12 protein-coding genes and 1 pseudogene are annotated in these 18,428 nt (G+C 60.3%); 7 read left to right on the forward strand and 6 right to left on the reverse strand.

Translation table 11 applies throughout. From position 1 onward, the window contains the following. Positions 1–8 precede the first annotated feature (8 nt). Both gyrA and mtnA read right to left on the reverse strand, forming a co-directional pair. Entirely contained in the window at positions 9–2,663 is a 2,655-nt protein-coding gene (gene gyrA, locus E3W21_RS24680) for a DNA gyrase subunit A (RefSeq protein ID WP_134422180.1), read from the reverse strand. A gap of 423 nt (positions 2,664–3,086) precedes the next feature. Beyond that, a complete protein-coding gene (mtnA, locus tag E3W21_RS24685) occupies positions 3,087–4,163 on the reverse strand; it encodes an S-methyl-5-thioribose-1-phosphate isomerase (protein ID WP_129442395.1) in 1,077 nt (358 codons plus the stop codon). A 108-nt stretch (positions 4,164–4,271) separates the two neighbouring features. Between mtnA and E3W21_RS24690 the strand changes: the two genes are divergently transcribed. The 5 genes from E3W21_RS24690 (at position 4,272) to E3W21_RS24710 (ending at position 9,209) form a co-directional block, all read left to right on the forward strand. After that, positions 4,272–5,606, forward strand: coding sequence for a TRZ/ATZ family hydrolase (locus E3W21_RS24690; protein WP_134422181.1), 1,335 nt, complete (start codon positions 4,272–4,274; stop codon positions 5,604–5,606). Between the two features lie 57 nt (positions 5,607–5,663). After that, entirely contained in the window at positions 5,664–6,362 is a 699-nt protein-coding gene (gene ubiG / locus E3W21_RS24695; protein WP_134422182.1) for a bifunctional 2-polyprenyl-6-hydroxyphenol methylase/3-demethylubiquinol 3-O-methyltransferase UbiG, read from the forward strand. A 4-nt stretch (positions 6,363–6,366) separates the two neighbouring features. Beyond that, the gene (gene mupP / locus E3W21_RS24700) at positions 6,367–7,038 is read left to right on the forward strand and encodes an N-acetylmuramic acid 6-phosphate phosphatase MupP (RefSeq protein ID WP_134422183.1); all 672 of its coding nucleotides are present in this window, start codon (positions 6,367–6,369) and stop codon (positions 7,036–7,038) included. Between the two features lie 131 nt (positions 7,039–7,169). Further along, entirely contained in the window at positions 7,170–7,910 is a 741-nt protein-coding gene (locus tag E3W21_RS24705) for a YciK family oxidoreductase (RefSeq protein WP_033055825.1), read from the forward strand. A gap of 372 nt (positions 7,911–8,282) precedes the next feature. Continuing rightward, complete coding sequence (locus tag E3W21_RS24710; RefSeq protein ID WP_129442386.1) at positions 8,283–9,209, forward strand: GGDEF domain-containing protein; 927 nt, start codon at positions 8,283–8,285, stop codon at positions 9,207–9,209. A gap of 46 nt (positions 9,210–9,255) precedes the next feature. Here the strand turns inward: E3W21_RS24710 and E3W21_RS24715 are convergent, their stop codons facing one another. The 4 genes and pseudogenes from E3W21_RS24715 to E3W21_RS24730 form a co-directional block, all read right to left on the reverse strand. Next, positions 9,256–11,130 (reverse strand): MFS transporter, encoded by a 1,875-nt coding sequence (locus E3W21_RS24715; RefSeq protein WP_134422184.1) that lies wholly within the window; start codon positions 11,128–11,130, stop codon positions 9,256–9,258. 98 nt (positions 11,131–11,228) lie between these two features. Further along, complete coding sequence (locus E3W21_RS24720; protein WP_134422185.1) at positions 11,229–12,380, reverse strand: TDT family transporter; 1,152 nt, start codon at positions 12,378–12,380, stop codon at positions 11,229–11,231. 105 nt (positions 12,381–12,485) lie between these two features. Further along, entirely contained in the window at positions 12,486–12,797 is a 312-nt protein-coding gene (locus E3W21_RS24725) for a cupin domain-containing protein (RefSeq protein ID WP_134422186.1), read from the reverse strand. A gap of 42 nt (positions 12,798–12,839) precedes the next feature. Further along, positions 12,840–14,032: pseudogene (locus E3W21_RS24730) on the reverse strand (MFS transporter). 91 nt (positions 14,033–14,123) lie between these two features. Here E3W21_RS24730 and E3W21_RS24735 point away from each other — a divergent pair. Further along, a complete protein-coding gene (locus E3W21_RS24735) occupies positions 14,124–14,663 on the forward strand; it encodes a TetR/AcrR family transcriptional regulator (RefSeq protein WP_134422187.1) in 540 nt (179 codons plus the stop codon). A 277-nt stretch (positions 14,664–14,940) separates the two neighbouring features. Next, positions 14,941–18,411 carry a PAS domain-containing hybrid sensor histidine kinase/response regulator gene (locus tag E3W21_RS24740; protein ID WP_134422188.1) on the forward strand — a complete coding sequence of 1,157 codons (3,471 nt, stop codon included), beginning with the start codon at positions 14,941–14,943 and terminating at the stop codon, positions 18,409–18,411. Positions 18,412–18,428: the final 17 nt, after the last annotated feature.

Genomic DNA, 18,428 nt, shown 5'->3' on the forward strand with positions numbered 1-18,428 from the left:
CTGTCCGCTTACTCCTGCGGTTCTTCGTCAGCGGCGGCGTCGAGTTGCTGATCTTCAACAACGTCGTCGATTACGACTTCGCCGTCGAACACTGCACCCTCTTCACCTTCCAGCTCTTCACCTTCAACTTCCGACGGCTCCTGAACCCGCTCCAGACCTACCAGCGTTTCATCGCTGGCCAGTTTGATCAGGGTCACGCCCTGGGTGTTACGACCCAGACTGGAGACTTCGTCAACACGAGTACGCACCAGGGTGCCCTGGTCGGAAATCAGCATGATTTCCTCGCCGTCGAGCACCTGGACTGCACCGACCAGACGGCCGTTACGGTCGTTGCTGACCATGGCGATAACGCCCTGACCGCCACGTTTGTACTCAGGGAACTCGGAGATCGCCGTGCGCTTGCCGAAACCACGGGCCGAAGCGGTCAGGATCTGGCTGCCTTCTTCCGGGATCAGCATGGAAATCAGCTTCTGGCCTTCCGGCAGACGCATGCCGCGGACACCGCGAGCGGTACGGCCCATGGCGCGAACGTCGGTTTCCTTGAAGCGAGTGACCTTGCCGCCGTCGGAGAACAGCATGACTTCGCGCTCGCCATCGGTAATGGCGGCAGAAATCAGTACGTCACCTTCGTCCAGCTCCAGCGCGATCAGACCGACGCTGCGTTGACGGCTGAAGGATTCCAGCGGGGTCTTCTTCACGGTGCCTTTGGCAGTAGCCATGAAGATGAAGTGACCTTCGGTGTATTCGTCGACCGGCAGCATGGTGGTGATGTATTCATCACTGTCCAGCGGCAGCAGATTGACCAGCGGACGACCACGGGCAGCGCGGGACGCTTCCGGGATTTCGTAGGTTTTCAGCCAGTACACCTTGCCTTTGCTGGAGAACAGCAGCAGCGTGGTGTGGCTGTTGGCGACCAGCAGGTGAGCGATGTAGTCCTCATCCTTGACGCCAGTAGCCGATTTGCCTTTACCGCCACGACGCTGAGCCTGGTACGCAGCCAATGGCTGGGTCTTGGCGTAGCCACCGTGGGAAATGGTCACGACGCGCTCTTCTTCCGGGATCATGTCACCCAGGGTCAGGTCGAGACGGGCATCGAGAATCTCGGTGCGACGCACGTCACCGTATTCGGCGCGGATCACTTCCAGCTCTTCGCGGATCACTTCCATCAGGCGCGTGGCGCTGCTGAGGATGCGGATCAGCTCGCCGATCTGGTTGAGGATCTCTTGATACTCGGCCAGCAGCTTTTCGTGTTCCAGGCCGGTCAGGCGGTGCAAACGCAGTTCCAGAATGGCTTGCGCCTGCTCTGGCGACAGGAAGTACTTGCCTTCGCGCAGACCGTATTGCGGGTCCAAGGTCTCTGGACGGCACGAATCGGCACCGGCACGCTCAACCATCGCGACCACGGCGGAGGATTCCCACGCAGTCTTGATCAGCGCTTCCTTGGCTTCCGACGGGGTTGGCGAGGCCTTGATCAGGGCGATGACCGGGTCGATGTTCGACAGGGCAACCGCTTGGCCTTCCAGAATGTGACCCCGTTCGCGGGCTTTACGCAGTTCGAACACAGTACGGCGGGTAACGACTTCGCGACGGTGACGAACGAAGGCTTCCAGCAGGTCCTTGAGGTTCAGGATGCGTGGACGGCCGTCGATCAGCGCGACGATGTTGATACCGAACACCGCTTGCAGCTGGGTCTGGGCGTAGAGGTTGTTGAGAATCACCTCAGGCACTTCGCCGCGACGCAGTTCGATCACGACGCGCATACCGTCCTTGTCGGACTCGTCGCGCAGTTCGGTGATGCCTTCGAGCTTCTTCTCTTTTACCAGCTCGGCGATCTTCTCGATCAGACGGGCCTTGTTCAGCTGGTAAGGGAGTTCGGTGATGACGATCTGCTGACGGCCACCGACCTTGTCGATGTCTTCGATCATCGAGCGGGCGCGCATGTAAATGCGGCCACGACCGGTGCGGTAGGCTTCGATGATGCCGGCGCGACCGTTGATGATCGCGGCGGTCGGGAAGTCCGGACCGGGGATGTATTGCATCAGCTCATCGATGGTCAACTCAGGGTTGTCGATGAGTGCCAGGCAACCGTCGATGACTTCACCGAGGTTGTGCGGCGGGATGTTGGTCGCCATGCCCACGGCGATACCGCTGGAGCCGTTGACCAACAGGTTGGGAATACGGGTCGGCATGACCGCCGGGATCATTTCGGTGCCGTCGTAGTTCGGCACCCAGTCCACGGTTTCTTTGTGCAGGTCAGCCAGCAGCTCGTGCGCCAGCTTGGTCATGCGCACTTCGGTATATCGCATGGCGGCGGCGTTGTCGCCGTCCACGGAACCGAAGTTGCCCTGACCGTCTACCAGCAGGTAACGCAGCGAGAATGGCTGCGCCATCCGAACGATGGTGTCGTACACCGCGGTATCACCGTGAGGGTGATACTTACCGATCACGTCACCGACAACACGGGCAGATTTCTTGTACGGCTTGTTGAAGTCGTTGCCCAGCTCGCTCATCGCGAACAGCACACGCCGGTGCACGGGCTTCAAGCCATCGCGCGCATCCGGCAGTGCCCGCCCGACAATTACGCTCATCGCGTAGTCGAGGTAGGACTGCTTCAGCTCGTCTTCGATATTGACCGGGAGGATTTCTTTGGCCAGTTCGCCCATGAGAAGCCTGATTCCTTTTTCTGGTGAAACTTCGTCACATCCATATGGGACGAACGAAGCTCGCCGCTGCAGGCTGAGTGCCATGCACCGACTTACGACAAATCAATAAGTTGAACCATGGATTTGCGCAGTAAAGACAACCCCGTGGGAGTGCCTCGGAAAACGCCGGATGTTATCACAAGAGCCGCCACGCACCTATCCCCCAGACGCGCATGGTGCATAGTTAGTTGACCGGTGACAGGCTTGAAGGGGACGAGAGAGGCTTAGAGGGTTGCCGAATACAGAATTCAAGCTGATTTGTTGACTTTGCGGGCCCTATCGCGAGCAAGCTCGCTCCCACACTGACCGTATCTAACTGAAGATCTCGGTCAAATGTGGGAGCGAGCTTGCTCGCGATAGCGTCTCATCAGGCACCAGATATCTTTAATGCAGACGCTTGCGGCACATCAACTGCGCCATTTTCGCGGTGTCCGGGCGCTCGACGATGCCTTTTTCGGTGACGATCGCATCGATCAAGTCAGCCGGGGTCACGTCGAACACCGGGTTGAACGCATCGACATCGGCCCCGACCCGCTTGCCGCCGACTTCCAGCAACTCGCGACCATCGCGCTCTTCAATCGGGATGTCATCACCGCTGGCCAGGTTCATGTCGATGGTCGAACTCGGCGCCACCACCATGAAACGCACGCCGTGGTGCATGGCGTTCACCGCAAGCTGATAAGTGCCGATCTTGTTGGCCACGTCGCCATTGGCGGTGATCCGGTCAGCGCCGACAATCACCCAGGTAATGCCTTTGGTCTTCATGATGTGGGCGGCGGCGGAGTCGGCATTGAGCGTGACGGGAATGCCTTCGTTGGCCAGTTCCCATGCGGTCAGCCGCGAACCTTGCAGCCATGGACGGGTTTCGTCGGCATAGACGCGCTCGACCATGCCTTCAATGAAAGCGCCACGAATCACGCCAAGCGCCGTGCCAAAGCCGCCGGTGGCCAGAGCGCCGGTGTTGCAGTGGGTCAAAATCGCCTGGGCATTGCCCTGGTGCTTGCGGATCAGATCCACACCGAGTTGCGCCATGGTCAGGTTGGCTTCGCGATCACTCTCGTGAATGGCGATAGCCTCCGCCTCCAGCACCGCCAGCGGATCGGCGTGATGCTTCAGACGTTCAAGCCGGTCGCGCATGCGGCCCAGGGCCCAGAACAGGTTGACCGCGGTCGGACGGGAATCGGCCAGCAGCGCGAAATCCTCTTCCAGCGCCGCCTGCCAGTCACCGCCCTTGGCAAACCGCGCGCGGGCCGCCAGCACAACACCGTAGGCGGCACTGATGCCAATTGCCGGCGCGCCGCGCACCACCATCGAACGAATGGCCTCGGCCACGCCAGCAGCGCTGGTGTAGGCGATCCAGGTTTCCTCGAACGGCAAAATACGCTGATCCAGCAGGTAAAGGGCGCCATCACGCCAATCGATGGCCTTCACCTTCTCCGCAGCCAACAGTCGATCGCGCATCCGTCACCCCGTACTCATGAACAAAAGCCGTCGATTATAGCGATCCCCCTGCGAAGACGCTCGGGTATACTTCGCCATCCTTTACAAAAGCTCTGGAACCGATTCTCGATGCCGAACACTGCCGCTGCGCTCGACTTGCTATTGCTGCCGACCTGGCTGGTACCCGTCGAACCCGCTGGCGTTGTCCTCAAAGAGCACGCCCTGGGCATCCGCGACGGACGCATCGTATTCATCGGCCCACGTTCGGCTGCGTTGAAGCTTGACGCAACCGAAGTCCGCGAATTGCCGGACATGTTGCTCTGCCCCGGTTTGATCAATGCCCACGGGCATGCGGCGATGACGCTGTTCCGTGGCCTGGCCGATGATCTGCCCCTGATGACCTGGCTGGAAGACCACATTTGGCCGGCCGAAGCCAAGTGGGTCGATGAAGCTTTCGTACGTGACGGCACTGACCTGGCGATCGCCGAGCAGATCAAAGGTGGCATCACCTGTTTCTCTGACATGTATTTCTTCCCGAAGGTTGCCAGCGAGCGCGTCCATAACAGCGGCATTCGCGCACAAATCGCGATTCCGATCCTCGATTTCCCGATCCCGGGCGCCAGCACGGCGGACGAAGCCATTCGTCAGGGCATCGAATTATTTGGCGATCTCAAGCATCACGAGCGCATCAAAGTCACCTTCGGCCCCCATGCACCCTACACGGTGGGCGACGAGAACCTGGAGAAAATCCGGGTGATCACAGAGGAACTGGACGCCTCGATCCACATGCACGTCCACGAAACCGCCTTCGAAGTGCAGCAGTCCGTCGAGCAACACGGCGAGCGCCCATTGGCCCGCCTCGGGCGCCTGGGTTTATTGGGGCCGCGCTTCCAGGCCGTCCACATGACTCAGATCAGCGATGAAGATCTGGTGTTGCTGGTAGAAAGTAACACCAACGTGATTCATTGCCCGGAATCCAACCTGAAGCTGGCCAGCGGGTTCTGCCCGGTGGAGCGCTTGTGGCAGGCTGGCGTCAATGTGGCGATCGGCACCGATGGCGCGGCCAGCAACAATGACCTGGACCTGCTCGGCGAAACCCGCACCGCCGCTTTACTGGCCAAAGCTGTTGCCGGCTCGGCCACTGCGCTGGACGCCCATCGCGCCCTGCGCATGGCCACGCTCAACGGCGCCCGCGCCCTGGGCATTGAATCCGAAGTGGGATCGCTGGAAGTCGGCAAAGCGGCAGACATCGTCGCGTTCGACCTCTCCGGCCTGGCGCAGCAACCGGTCTACGACCCGGTTTCGCAGCTTATTTATGCCACCGGCCGTGACTGCGTGAAACACCTTTGGGTCGCCGGCAAGCAACTGCTCGACGACCGCCGCTTGACCCGCTTGGATGAAGAACAGCTCTGCGCCACGGCCAAGGCCTGGGGCCAGCGCATCAGCGGCCATACCGAATCGTAAGCCCCCCGGACTTACCACCGGGGCAACAGGATTTTTCAAGTTTTAGAGGACTTAACCATGAGCAACGTCGACTACGCCGAAATCGCCAAATTCGAAGCCCTGGCCCATCGCTGGTGGGACCGCGACAGCGAGTTCAAACCGCTGCACGACATCAACCCGCTGCGGGTCAACTGGATTGACGAACGGGTCAACCTGGCCGGCAAGAAAGTCCTCGACGTCGGTTGCGGCGGCGGCATTCTCAGCGAAGCCATGGCCCAGCGCGGCGCTACCGTCATGGGCATCGACATGGGCGAAGCGCCGCTGGCGGTCGCGCAACTGCATCAACTGGAATCCGGCGTGAGTGTCGAATACCGGCAGATCACCGCCGAAGCCCTGGCTGAAGAAATGCCTGAGCAGTTCGACGTGGTCACGTGCCTGGAAATGCTCGAGCACGTGCCGGACCCGTCCTCGGTGATCCGCGCCTGCTTCCGCATGGTCAAACCCGGTGGCCAGGTGTTCTTCTCCACCATCAACCGCAACCCGAAGGCGTACCTCTTCGCCATCGTCGGCGCGGAATACATCATGAAGCTGCTGCCGCGCGGCACCCACGATTTCAAGAAATTCATCCGCCCTTCGGAGCTGGGTGCCTGGAGCCGCATGGCCGGCCTGACCGTCAAGGACATCATCGGCCTGACCTACAACCCGCTGACCAAGCACTACAAACTGGCCTCCGACGTGGACGTCAACTACATGATCCAGACCCTTCGCGAGGAGTAAGCCGATGCGTATCAGAGCAGTTCTTTTCGACATGGACGGCACCCTGCTCGACACCGCGCCGGACTTCATTGCGATTTGTCAGACGATGCGCGCCGATCGCGGCTTGCCGCCGATGAACGACAAACACATTCGCGACGAGATCTCCGGCGGCGCCAAGGCGATGGTCGCCGTGACCTTCTCCATGGACCCGGAATCACCGGGTTTCGAGGAATTACGCCTGGAGTTTCTGGAGCGTTACCTCGCCGGTTGCGCGGTTCACAGCAAACTCTTCGACGGCATGGGCGAACTGCTGGCCGACATCGAAAAGGCCAACCTGATCTGGGGCGTGGTCACCAACAAGCCGCTGCGGTTCGCCGAGCCGATCATGCAGCAGCTTGGCCTGGCCGAGCGCTCGGCGCTGTTGATCTGCCCGGACCATGTGAAGAACAGCAAACCGGACCCCGAGCCGTTGATCCTGGCGTGCAAGATGCTCGACCTGGACCCGGCCAGCGTGTTGTTCGTAGGTGATGACTTGCGCGATATCGAATCCGGTCGCGATGCCGGCACCAAGACGGCCGCCGTGACTTATGGCTACATTCATCCGGACGATAACCCGCGGCATTGGGGCGCGGATGTGGTGGTCGATCATCCGCTGGAGTTGCGAAAAGTGCTAGATAGCGCTTTGTGCAGCTGCTGATTCAAATCAAAAGATCGTCCGAACGCGGCCCGAACCTGCGGCAGCTCCTACAGAGGACCGCGATCGGTGTAGGAGCTGCCGAAGGCTGCGATCTTTTGCGGCCCTGTTAACGGATTATGTTGAGGTTTCTTATGTTTGATTATTCCGCCCGCCCAGAATTGCTCAAGGACCGGGTCATCCTGGTCACCGGCGCTGGCCGTGGCATCGGCGCTGCCGCCGCAAAAACCTTCGCTGCACATGGCGCCACCGTGCTGCTGCTGGGCAAGACCGAGGCCAACCTGACTCAGGTCTACGACGAAATCGAAGCCGCCGGCCATCCACAACCGGCCGTAATCCCGTTCAACCTGGAAACCGCCCTGCCCCATCAATACGATGAGCTGGCAGCGATGATCGAAACCGAATTCGGCCATCTCGACGGTTTGCTGCACAACGCGTCGATCATTGGCCCGCGTACGCCGATCGAGCAGCTGTCCGGCGAAAACTTCATGCGTGTCATGCACGTCAACGTCAACGCCATGTTCATGCTCACCAGCACCCTGTTGCCGCTGCTCAAGCTGTCTCAGGACGCTTCGGTGGTGTTCACCTCCAGCAGCGTCGGCCGCAAGGGTCGTGCGTATTGGGGCGCATACGGCGTGTCCAAGTTCGCCACCGAAGGCTTGATGCAAACCCTGGCCGACGAAGTCGACACCGTGGCACCGGTGCGCTCCAACAGCATCAACCCGGGTGCCACCCGCACCAGCATGCGCGCCCAGGCTTACCCGGGTGAAAACCCGCTGAACAACCCGACGCCCGAGGAGATCATGCCGGTCTACCTCTACCTGATGGGTCCGGACAGCACCGGCATCAACGGCCAGGCGTTCAACGCTCAGTAACGCCCGCGCGTCGCTTTTGTGCCGCGACGACTTCCCGTCGCGGCATTCAAAGTGCGTCGTAACCACACCCATTACACGTCAAACAACTGTCATAGAAATCGGCAACATCTTTCAACACAGCTCAATACTTTGATTTAGAACGCTTTTTATCCGACTGAACTGAATGGCACGAGTTTCGCTCTAAATTTGCTCAGACACGCAGTGTGAAAGCAAACGGGCGGACGCCTGAGCCGACAGGTTACTTATCGTCGGCAAAGCGGACTAAACTTGGGCCAAATGTCCTACGGGACTGATGGACCAGTATGACGCGCAGCCCAAAGCCGCTCTCACCCAGCCTGTAAGACAGCCTTACTGCTTAGGGGCGCACGCCATATGAAATCACCTTCCCAGACCAACGCAATTGACTTCGATAGCGCCAAATTGCAACGCCTGGGCTTTGGTCAGCAGCCTACCCTCATCGAGAGGCCCGTCAGCCTTTCGCAACTGCGCCAGCAACTGAGCCTGCAGCTGCAAACCAGTCTTGAGCCGCAACGCATTCTCGGGCTCTTCTTCCGTGAGATTCAGCGACTTGTACCGCTTGACGCCTTGACGTACGAGCACACGTCCAGCGACTTGCGCCTGGAATTCGGCCTGCGCGGCCATCATTCGATCAGCTACAGCCTCAGCCATGAAGGCGAGGATCTGGGTGAACTGGTATTCCGCCGCAATCAGCGTTTCAGTGAGCAGGAACAAGGCAACCTCGAGTCACTGCTGTCCGCATTGCTGTATCCGATGCGCAATGCCTTGCTCTACCGCGCTGCCACCCAAAGCGCCTTGCGCGATCCGCTCACGGATACCGGCAACCGCATCGCCATGGATCAGACCCTGCAACGGGAAATCGAGATGTCGCTTCGGCATCTGCAACCCTTGTCGCTGCTGATGCTGGACATCGATTACTTCAAACGCATCAACGACAACCACGGACACAGCGCCGGCGATGACGTGCTCAAGGCCGTTGCAGCCTCGATCAAAAACCAGTTGCGCAACGTGGACATGGTCTTCCGGTTTGGTGGCGAAGAGTTCCTGATCCTGCTTTCCAACACGAGCCGTGAGGCGGCAGCCTTGGTTGGCGAACGGCTACGATTTGCAGTGCAGGCAGAGGAATATTCGGCCGACGGCCATGCGATCGAGCTGACGGTCAGCCTTGGCTGCTCGACGCTATTGCCCGGCGAGTCTGCCGAGAGCCTGTTGCGACGAGCCGACAGTGCGTTGTATGTGGCCAAGCGCGAAGGACGTAACCGGTTGGCGATGGCGGGTTGAATGCCCAGAGCGGGCACGCTTGGTTAGCGGCCCGCAACGAAAGGAATTAGCGCACAGCGCCGCGCAACTCCCCCACCATCCCTTGCAACCGGGCTGGCTCTGCCACTTCAACCGACACCGCAGGCCCTGCCACCAGCGTCACCCGTGACCACAACCGGCGAAACACGCCCTTTTGCGGATCGCGGCTGAAGAAACTCCCCCACAAGCCCTGCAATGCCAACGGAATCACCGGCACCGGCGTTTCTTCGAGAATCCGCGTCACCCCGCCCTTGAACTCGTTGATCTCGCCATCGGCGGTCAATTTGCCCTCAGGGAAGATGCACACCAACTCGCCGTCCTTCAGATACTGAGCAATGCGCGTGAAGGCTTTTTCGTAGATCTGAATGTCTTCTTGACGCCCCGCGATCGGAATGGTCCCGGCCGTGCGGAAGATGAAGTTCAGCACTGGCAAGTTGTAGATCTTGTAATACATCACAAAGCGAATCGGTCGACGCACCGCGCCGCCAATCAGCAAGGCGTCGACGAAGGACACGTGATTGCACACCAGCAACGCCGCGCCTTCATCGGGAATCAGCTGTAGATTGCGATGCTCCACGCGGTACATGGAATGGCTGAGCAGCCAGATCATGAAACGCATGCTGAACTCGGGGACGATGCTGAAGATGTAGGCGTTGACGCCGATGTTCAGCAGCGACACCACCAGGAACAGCTGCGGGATCGACAGTTTGACCAGGCTCAGCAAGACGATCGAGACAATCGCCGAGACCACCATGAACAGCGCATTGAGAATATTGTTGGCGGCAATCACCCGCGCCCGCTCGTTCTCGGAGGTACGAGACTGAATCAGCGCGTACAGCGGCACGATATAGAAACCGCCGAACACCCCAAGCCCCAGAATGTCGATCAACACCAGCCAGGCGTGGCCAAAACCCAGGACTTCGATCCAGCCATGGCCTGTAACGCTGTCCGGAATTCCACCGGAATGCCACCACAGCAGCAAACCAAACACGGTCAGACCGAACGAGCCGAACGGCACCAGACCGATCTCGACTTTGCGGCCGGACAGTTTCTCGCAAAGCATCGAACCCAACGCGATACCGACCGAGAACACGGTAAGAATCAGCGTCACCACGGTTTCGTCGCCGTGCATCCACTCCTTGGCATAGGCCGGGATCTGCGTCAGATAAATCGCCCCGACAAACCAGAACCACGAGTTGCCGACAATCGAGCGTGACACCGCTGGCGTCTGCCCCAAGCCCAGCTTCAACGTGGCCCAGGACTGGCTGAAAATGTTCCAGTTCAGACGCATTTCCGGGGAGGCGGCTGCGGCCCGTGGAATGCTGCGGCTGGCCAGATAGCCGAGCACCGCGACACCGATGATCGCCGTGGAGACGATCGGCGCGTAATGACTGGACGACATCATGATCCCGGCGCCGATGGTCCCGGCGAGGATCGCCAGGAAGGTGCCCATTTCCACCAGGCCGTTGCCACCCACCAGCTCTTCGTCACGCAAGGCCTGCGGCAGGATCGAATATTTCACCGGCCCGAACAGCGCCGAGTGAGTGCCCATGGCGAACAGCGCCACCAGCATCAGCGACAGGTGATCGAACATGAAACCGACCGCGCCTACCGCCATGATGGCGATTTCCCCGAGCTTGATCAGACGAATCAACGCGTCCTTGGCGAACTTCTCCCCGAACTGCCCGGCCAGCGCCGAGAACAGGAAGAACGGCAGAATGAACAGCAGCGCACACAGGCTGACCCAGATCGAGCGATCACCCTCGATAGTCAACTTGTAGAGAATGGCGAGGATCAGCGACTGCTTGAAGATGTTGTCGTTGAACGCCCCGAGCGACTGCGTGACGAAGAACGGCAGGAAGCGCCGGGTGCGAAGCAAGGTGAACTGTGAGGGGTGACTCATCTTCCATGTGTCCCTGATGTTGGGTAGAGAGTGGCGTGGATGCAGTTATTGGAATATCGAACGACGATCCAGGCCACACATTACCTAAAACTTGCAGGTTATTTCTTTAATCCTGCAATGCACGGCGAGACAAACAACTCGCCCCGCCACGCGCCCTGCACCGTCCGTTTAGCGACGATCAGCCACATCACCGCCAGCAACATCACCAGCACACAGCCAAAGGCACTGAAAAACGTCAGGTTCAAGGTGCTGGCCAGTTTCAACGTCGCCAGGGAATAGACGCCCAGCGGGAAGGTGAAACCCCACCAGCCGAGATTGAACGGAATACCGACGCGCAGGTAACGCAGGGTGATGAGCACCGCGATCAGCATCCACCACAGACCAAAGCCCCACAGGGTGATTCCGGCCACCAACCCGAGCCCTGCGGCGATTTCACCGATGCCCGGCAGACCGTTGGCAGCGAAGATCGCCGGTGCGTCCGCGCCCAGCAGCAACATGCCCAGCGCCCCGGTGCCGATCGGGCCGAGCGCTAGCCAGCTGGAGGCGGCCATGTTTTCGTGGGGCAATTTATGCAGTGCCATGCGCAGCAACAGAATGGTCAGAATGCTGAACGCCACCGGTAGGGAAAAGGCCCAGAGCACGTAGCTGGTCACCAGCGCCACCAGTTGAGAATGGGCATCGGCCAGGTGCGGCGCCAGCAGACCACCGCTGGCAGCCGCCACTTCTGCTGCCACCACCGGCAACAGCCAGACGGCGGTCATCTGATCGATGCTGTGTTCCTGACGGGTGAACATCAGGTAGGGAATCAGCACGCCGCACGCCACAGACATCGCCACATCCAGCCACCACAGCACCTCGGCGACATGAATCACGCCCTCGCCCCAACGCGGCAGACCGAACACCAGAAAACCATTGATGATGGTCGCCAGGCCCATGGGGATGGTGCCAAAAAACATCGAAACCGTGGAGTGACCGAAAATCCGCCGCGCCTCATCGAAAAACAGCGCCCAACGCGCCGCATACATAACCGTGAATAAAACGAACAGCACAATATTGAACAGCCAAAGGGCTTCGGCAATCGCGTGTAAACCGGCATTTTCGCCAGGCAGCTGCGCCAGCGCCAACGCCAGCACACCAGTGCCCATGGTGGCGGCGAACCAGTTCGGCGTGAACTGGCGGATGACTTCACGCGGATGCTGCAAATGACTGAAAGGTTTGAAACCGGCTGGGGCGGTGTTGGGGCATGTCATGGTGAACTCCTGTCCTCTGTTGAGGTGGAGCTCATGGTAGATCCGAATCGAATATCGATATAACGGGTAATATCTCTAACTGTTATCTGTTTTGCAGATATGGCGTCAAACGCTGCCTTCAGTTTCGATCACCAGGATTCTTGCCGCACCCTGCGGATGGGCAACGTGTTCGGTGCCGACGTCGGCATAGAAGATATCTCCTACACCCAACACCACTTCTTTCTCCTGACCTGCTTCGCGATAACGCATCTGCACGACGCCATCCAGCACCACGAACACTTCTTGCCCATCATTGATGTGCCATTGATAGGGCTGATCGGTCCAGTGCAAACGCGTGGTGATGCCGTTCATGTTGGCGATATCCAAAGCGCCCCAGGCACGGTCAGCGGTGAAGGATTTGCTGCGGATGATTTTCATGCGTCGGTCCGTCGAAAGGTATGGCGGTGCCAAGGCTAACGGTCATCGAACATCGACGCCACAGACTTTCATGGACTGCTGACGCATCAAGGCGAACAAAGCGCCGACCGAGAGAATAATCAGCACCGCGCCGTAACCATCGGTGGTGGCCACCAGCCCAAAGGTCCGGGTCAAATTTCCGGCCAGCAACGACGGCAAGCAGAACGCCAGATAACTGAGCACGTAGTAAGCCGACATCAACCCCGCCCTTTCATGGGGCAAGGCCAGCGGCACGACGCTACGCAACGCACCGAGGAAACCGGCACCGAAACCGCATCCGGCCACCAGCGTGCCGACAAAAAAAGAGTCAGGCTGGCGCTGTGCACCGCCATCAGAATCAGCGCGACGCCGACAGGCAGCAGACTGCCGCCCAAGCGCAACACCTTGTCGGCCGGCCGATTGCGCAGGGTGTAGATCATCAACGCACCGGTCACCGTCAACACGGCCACCGTCGCACCGCCAATCAGATTTGAGGTCGATCCCGTGGCCGTGCGCACCAACGACGGGGCCAAAGAAGCGTAAAAACCACCGAGCGCCCACACCGCGATATTGATCGGCAGCACCAGCCACAACGCGCGCCGCGCCTGGATCGGCACATGCAGTGTCGGACGCAGCGAAGCCCAGACTCCCGGTTGGGGGCTGACGCTTTCCGGCAAGCGCCAGACGTACAGCGCTTGCATCACAAACAGCGCGAACAGCACCCAATAGGTCAACTGCAATGGCAACGGCGCAAACTCGGCCAATAAGCCGCAGCCCATGGCGCCCAACGCCATGCCCAGCAACGGCGCAACACTGTTGACCAGCGGCCCTTGCTGGCGATCGGCGTCCAACAGCGCCGCGCTCAATACGGCAGTGGCCATCCCTGTAGCAAAACCTTGAAGCACTCGCGCACTGATCAACCAGGCGACACTGTCTGCATTGATAAACAGCAGCATCGCCAGCATGTTCAACATCACAGCGGTGAAGATCACCGGTTTGCGCCCCAGGTAATCCGAGAGCGAACCAACCGTGAGCAACGCTGCCAGCAAGCTGATGGCGTACACGCCGAAAATCAGGGTCAGGGTCGCTGCCGAGAATTGCAGGTGCTCCTGGTACAAGTGATACAACGGCGTCGGCGCGGTGGAAGCGGCAAGAAAACTGAGTAAGGTGATCGCCAGGAACCACAGGCTTGAACGATTAGATGTTGAACTGGACATGGGCACACTCCGCTAAAGCTAACTTTTTGCTTTTGCGGAGTGTGCTACCGGCTAGCGCTTAAAGCAAATTCTTTGTGTTAAGGTCCGATGCATGGCTATTAAAGAAGGTTTACGCCCGGGCGGCCGCAGTGCCCGGGTGCAAGAGTCGGTTCATTCGGCAGTCCGCGATCTTCTCGAAGAGCAGGACCGCACCACCGTGACCGTTCCGCAAATCGCTGCGCGTGCCGGCGTCACGCCGTCGACCATCTACCGGCGCTGGGGCGATCTGTCGGTGTTGTTGGCGGACGTCGCCCTCGCCCGCATGCGCCCCGAGAGCGAGCCGGCCAATACCGGCAGCCTGCGCGGTGACGTGCGCGCCTGGGCCGAGCAGTATCTGGACGAGATGAGTTCCGAACCCGGCCGCAACATCTTGCGCGACGTGCAATGCAGCACCACACCGGCCCTTTGCGCGACGATCATTGGCGGGCAGTTGCAGACGGTTCTGGATCGTTACCCCGATCAGCCGAAGCCGAACGTTGATCGGCTGATTAACATGGTGGCCGCGCCGACGGTGTTTCGCATCCTGTTTTCAGCGGCGCCGCTGGAGGTTGAGGAATTGCATCGGTTGATCGAGATTGCGTTGAGTCAGTGAGGCCTCATCGTCGGAACGCCGCCCGGAGCAAGCTCGCTCCCACATTGGATCTTCAGTGAACACATCATTTGTGAGCAACATAGATTCAGTGTGGGAGCGAGCTTGCTCCGGGCGGCGTTCCGACGATGAGGCCTGCACAAACACCAAAGATCCAACTGACAAACACCCTGCGACACCCCGCCGCGCCGCGACCTTGGTCGACACTGACTAACCCCTGCCATCGTGCGAGACTGTCTGTCCGGGCGCGAATCCCGGGTGTCTTTTGTCTGGAGTTCCCATGTCGCTGTCCAGCGGGCTGATCGCCGCCGTCGCCCTGGCCTATATGGCCATCATGTTCGCCATCGCCTTCTACGGCGACCGTCGCAGCACACCGTTGCCGCCGCGAGTGCGCGCCTGGGTGTACAGCCTGTCGCTGGCCGTCTATTGCACCAGCTGGACCTTCTTTGGCGCCGTGGGCCAGGCTGCCGAACAACTCTGGTCTTTCCTGCCGATCTACCTCGGGCCGATCCTGCTGCTGGTGTGCGCGCCGTGGGTCCTGCAAAAAATGGTGATGATCAGCAAGCAGGAGAACATCACCTCCATTGCCGACTTCATCGCTGCGCGTTATGGCAAATCCCAGTCGCTGGCGGTGGTGGTGGCGCTGATCTGCCTGGTCGGCGTGTTGCCCTACATCGCGCTGCAACTCAAGGGCATCGTGCTCGGGGTGAACCTGTTGATCGGCGCCGGTGCCGACGCCATGGGCACGCGCGCCCAGGACACGGCGCTGATCGTGTCGCTGGTACTGGCGCTGTTCACCATCGTCTTCGGTACCCGCAACCTCGACGCCACGGAACACCACCGCGGCATGGTGCTGGCGATTGCGTTCGAATCGCTGGTCAAGCTGTTTGCTTTTCTCGCGGTCGGCGCGTTCGTGACCTACGGCCTGTACGACGGTTTCGACGACCTGTTCGACCAGGCCATGCTCGCCCCGCGCCTGGAAGAATATTGGAAGGAAACCATCAACTGGCCGTCGATGGTGGTGCAGACCGGCGTGGCGATGATGGCAATCATCTGCCTGCCCCGGCAGTTCCACGTGACCGTGGTGGAAAACATCGACCCTCAGGATCTGCGCCTGGCCAAATGGGTGTTTCCGGCCTATCTGGCGCTGGCGGCGCTGTTCGTCGTTCCTATCGCCCTCGCCGGTCAGATGCTGCTGCCGAGTTCGGTACTGCCGGACTCGTTTGTCATCAGCCTGCCGCTGGCCCAATCCCACCCTGCCCTGGCGATGCTGGCGTTTATCGGTGGCGCCTCGGCGGCGACCGGCATGGTGATTGTCGCCAGCGTGGCGCTGTCGACCATGGTATCCAACGACATGCTGTTGCCATGGCTGCTGCGGCGCAACAACGCCGAGCGGCCGTTCGAAGTGTTCCGCCAGTGGATGCTCTCGGTGCGCCGAGTGAGCATTGTGGTGATTCTGCTGCTGGCCTACGTCAGTTATCGCCTGCTCGGCTCAACGGCGAGCCTCGCGACCATTGGCCAGATCGCCTTCGCCGCCGTGACCCAACTGGCCCCGGCCATGCTCGGCGCGCTGTACTGGAAACAGGCCAATCGTCGCGGTGTGTTCGCCGGTCTGGCTGCCGGGACGTTCCTGTGGTTCTACACCTTGATCCTGCCGATTGCCGCCAACAGCCTTGGTTTGTCGTTGAGCAGTTTCCCCGGCCTGGCCTGGTTGCACAGCAACCCGATGAAACTGCCGCTCACCCCGTTGACACAAGGCGTAGTGTTGTCGCTTGCAGCCAACTTCACGCTGTTCGCCTGGGTGTCGTTGCTGTCACGTACGAGGGTTTCGGAACATTGGCAGGCGGGTCGCTTCATCGGTCAGGAAATCAGTGCCCGCCCTAGCGCCCGTTCGATGCTGTCGGTGCAGATCGACGATTTGTTGCAGCTGGCCGCACGCTTCGTCGGCGAAGAACGCGCCCGTCAGAGTTTTATCCGCTTCGCCTACCGTCAGGGCAAAGGCTTCAACCCGAACCAGAACGCCGATGGTGAATGGATCGCCCATACCGAACGTTTGCTGGCCGGTGTGTTGGGTGCTTCTTCGACCCGGGCGGTGGTAAAAGCCGCCATCGAAGGTAGGGAAATGCAACTCGAGGACGTCGTCCGAATCGCCGACGAAGCCTCGGAAGTGCTGCAGTTCAACCGCGCGCTGCTGCAAGGCGCGATCGAGAACATCACCCAAGGCATCAGTGTGGTCGACCAGTCGCTGAAACTGGTGGCCTGGAACCGGCGCTACCTGGAGTTATTCAACTACCCGGATGGACTGATCAGGCTTGGCCGCCCGATTGCCGACATTATTCGCTACAACGCCGAACGCGGCCTGTGCGGTCCCGGCGAAGCCGAAGTGCACGTCGCCCGCCGCTTGCACTGGATGCGTCAGGGCCGCGCCCATACTTCTGAAAGACTTTTCCCAAATGGCCGTGTGATCGAACTGATCGGCAACCCGATGCCGGGCGGCGGTTTTGTCATGAGTTTCACCGACATCACCGCGTTCCGCGAGGCTGAGCAGGCGCTGACCGAAGCCAACGAGGGCCTGGAGCGTCGGGTCACCGAGCGGACCCACGAACTGTCGCAACTCAACGTCGCCCTGACCGAAGCCAAGGGCACCGCGGAGTCGGCCAACCAGTCTAAAACCCGTTTCCTGGCGGCGGTCAGCCATGACTTGATGCAACCGTTGAACGCTGCGCGACTGTTCTCGGCCGCCCTTTCCCACCAGGAAGACGGCCTCTGCGGTGAGGCGCAGAAACTGGTCCATCATCTGGACACGTCACTGCGCTCGGCCGAGGACTTGATCAGCGACCTGCTGGACATTTCCCGCCTGGAAAACGGCAAGATCAACCCTGATCCAAAACCGTTCGTGCTCAATGAGATGTTCGACGTCCTCGGCGCCGAGTTCAACGCACTGGCCCGCGATCAGGGACTGAAATTCCGCGTCAGGGGCAGCACGTTGCGCATCGACAGCGACATCAAACTATTGCGGCGAATCCTGCAGAACTTCCTGACCAATGCCTTCCGCTACGCCAAAGGCCCGGTACTGCTGGGGGTTCGCCGACGCAAGGGCGAGCTGTGCCTGGAAGTGTGGGACCGGGGGCCGGGCATTCCTGTGGATAAACAGCAGGTCATTTTCGAAGAATTCAAACGCCTCGACAGCCACCAGACGCGCGCGGAGAAAGGCCTGGGGTTGGGCCTGGCGATCGCTGACGGGCTGTGTCGCGTGCTGGGTCATACCTTGCGCGTACGCTCCTGGCCGGGGCGCGGCAGCGTGTTCAGCGTCAGTGTGCCGTTGGCTCGGGCGCAGTCCGCGACCCCGACCAAGGTCGCCGAGCTCAATGGCAAATTGCTGAGCGGCGCGCAGGTACTGTGCATCGACAACGAAGACAGCATCCTGATCGGCATGAACAGCTTGCTCACGCGCTGGGGTTGTCAGGTCTGGACCGCGCGCAACCGCGATGAATGCGCGGCGCTGCTCAGCGACGGGATGCGACCGCAATTGGCGCTGGTGGATTACCACCTGGACGATGGCGAGACCGGGACCGAGCTGATGGCATGGCTGCGAACCCGACTGGGTGAGCCAGTGCCAGGGGTTGTGATCAGCGCCGATGGGCGACCGGAGACGGTGGCCCAAGTGCATGCGGCGGGGCTGGATTACCTGGCTAAACCGGTGAAACCGGCGGCGTTGCGGGCGTTGCTGAGCCGGCATTTGCCGTTGTAGCGTTTGTTTCCTACGTC

The sequence above is a fragment of the Pseudomonas sp. F01002 genome, assembly GCF_004402115.1.
GTDB classification, from domain to species: Bacteria; Pseudomonadota; Gammaproteobacteria; order Pseudomonadales; family Pseudomonadaceae; genus Aquipseudomonas; species Aquipseudomonas frigoris.

Coding starts and splice junctions, on each gene's coding strand:
- E3W21_RS24735 (WP_134422187.1), top strand. CDS start 14,124: ATGGCTATTAAAGAAGGTTTACGCCCGGGCGGCCGCAGTGCCCGGGTG.
- mupP (WP_134422183.1), top strand. CDS start 6,367: ATGCGTATCAGAGCAGTTCTTTTCGACATGGACGGCACCCTGCTCGAC.
- E3W21_RS24715 (WP_134422184.1), bottom strand. CDS start 11,130: ATGAGTCACCCCTCACAGTTCACCTTGCTTCGCACCCGGCGCTTCCTG.
- E3W21_RS24720 (WP_134422185.1), bottom strand. CDS start 12,380: ATGACATGCCCCAACACCGCCCCAGCCGGTTTCAAACCTTTCAGTCAT.
- E3W21_RS24710 (WP_129442386.1), top strand. CDS start 8,283: ATGAAATCACCTTCCCAGACCAACGCAATTGACTTCGATAGCGCCAAA.
- mtnA (WP_129442395.1), bottom strand. CDS start 4,163: ATGCGCGATCGACTGTTGGCTGCGGAGAAGGTGAAGGCCATCGATTGG.
- gyrA (WP_134422180.1), bottom strand. CDS start 2,663: ATGGGCGAACTGGCCAAAGAAATCCTCCCGGTCAATATCGAAGACGAG.
- ubiG (WP_134422182.1), top strand. CDS start 5,664: ATGAGCAACGTCGACTACGCCGAAATCGCCAAATTCGAAGCCCTGGCC.
- E3W21_RS24725 (WP_134422186.1), bottom strand. CDS start 12,797: ATGAAAATCATCCGCAGCAAATCCTTCACCGCTGACCGTGCCTGGGGC.
- E3W21_RS24690 (WP_134422181.1), top strand. CDS start 4,272: ATGCCGAACACTGCCGCTGCGCTCGACTTGCTATTGCTGCCGACCTGG.
- E3W21_RS24705 (WP_033055825.1), top strand. CDS start 7,170: ATGTTTGATTATTCCGCCCGCCCAGAATTGCTCAAGGACCGGGTCATC.
- E3W21_RS24740 (WP_134422188.1), top strand. CDS start 14,941: ATGTCGCTGTCCAGCGGGCTGATCGCCGCCGTCGCCCTGGCCTATATG.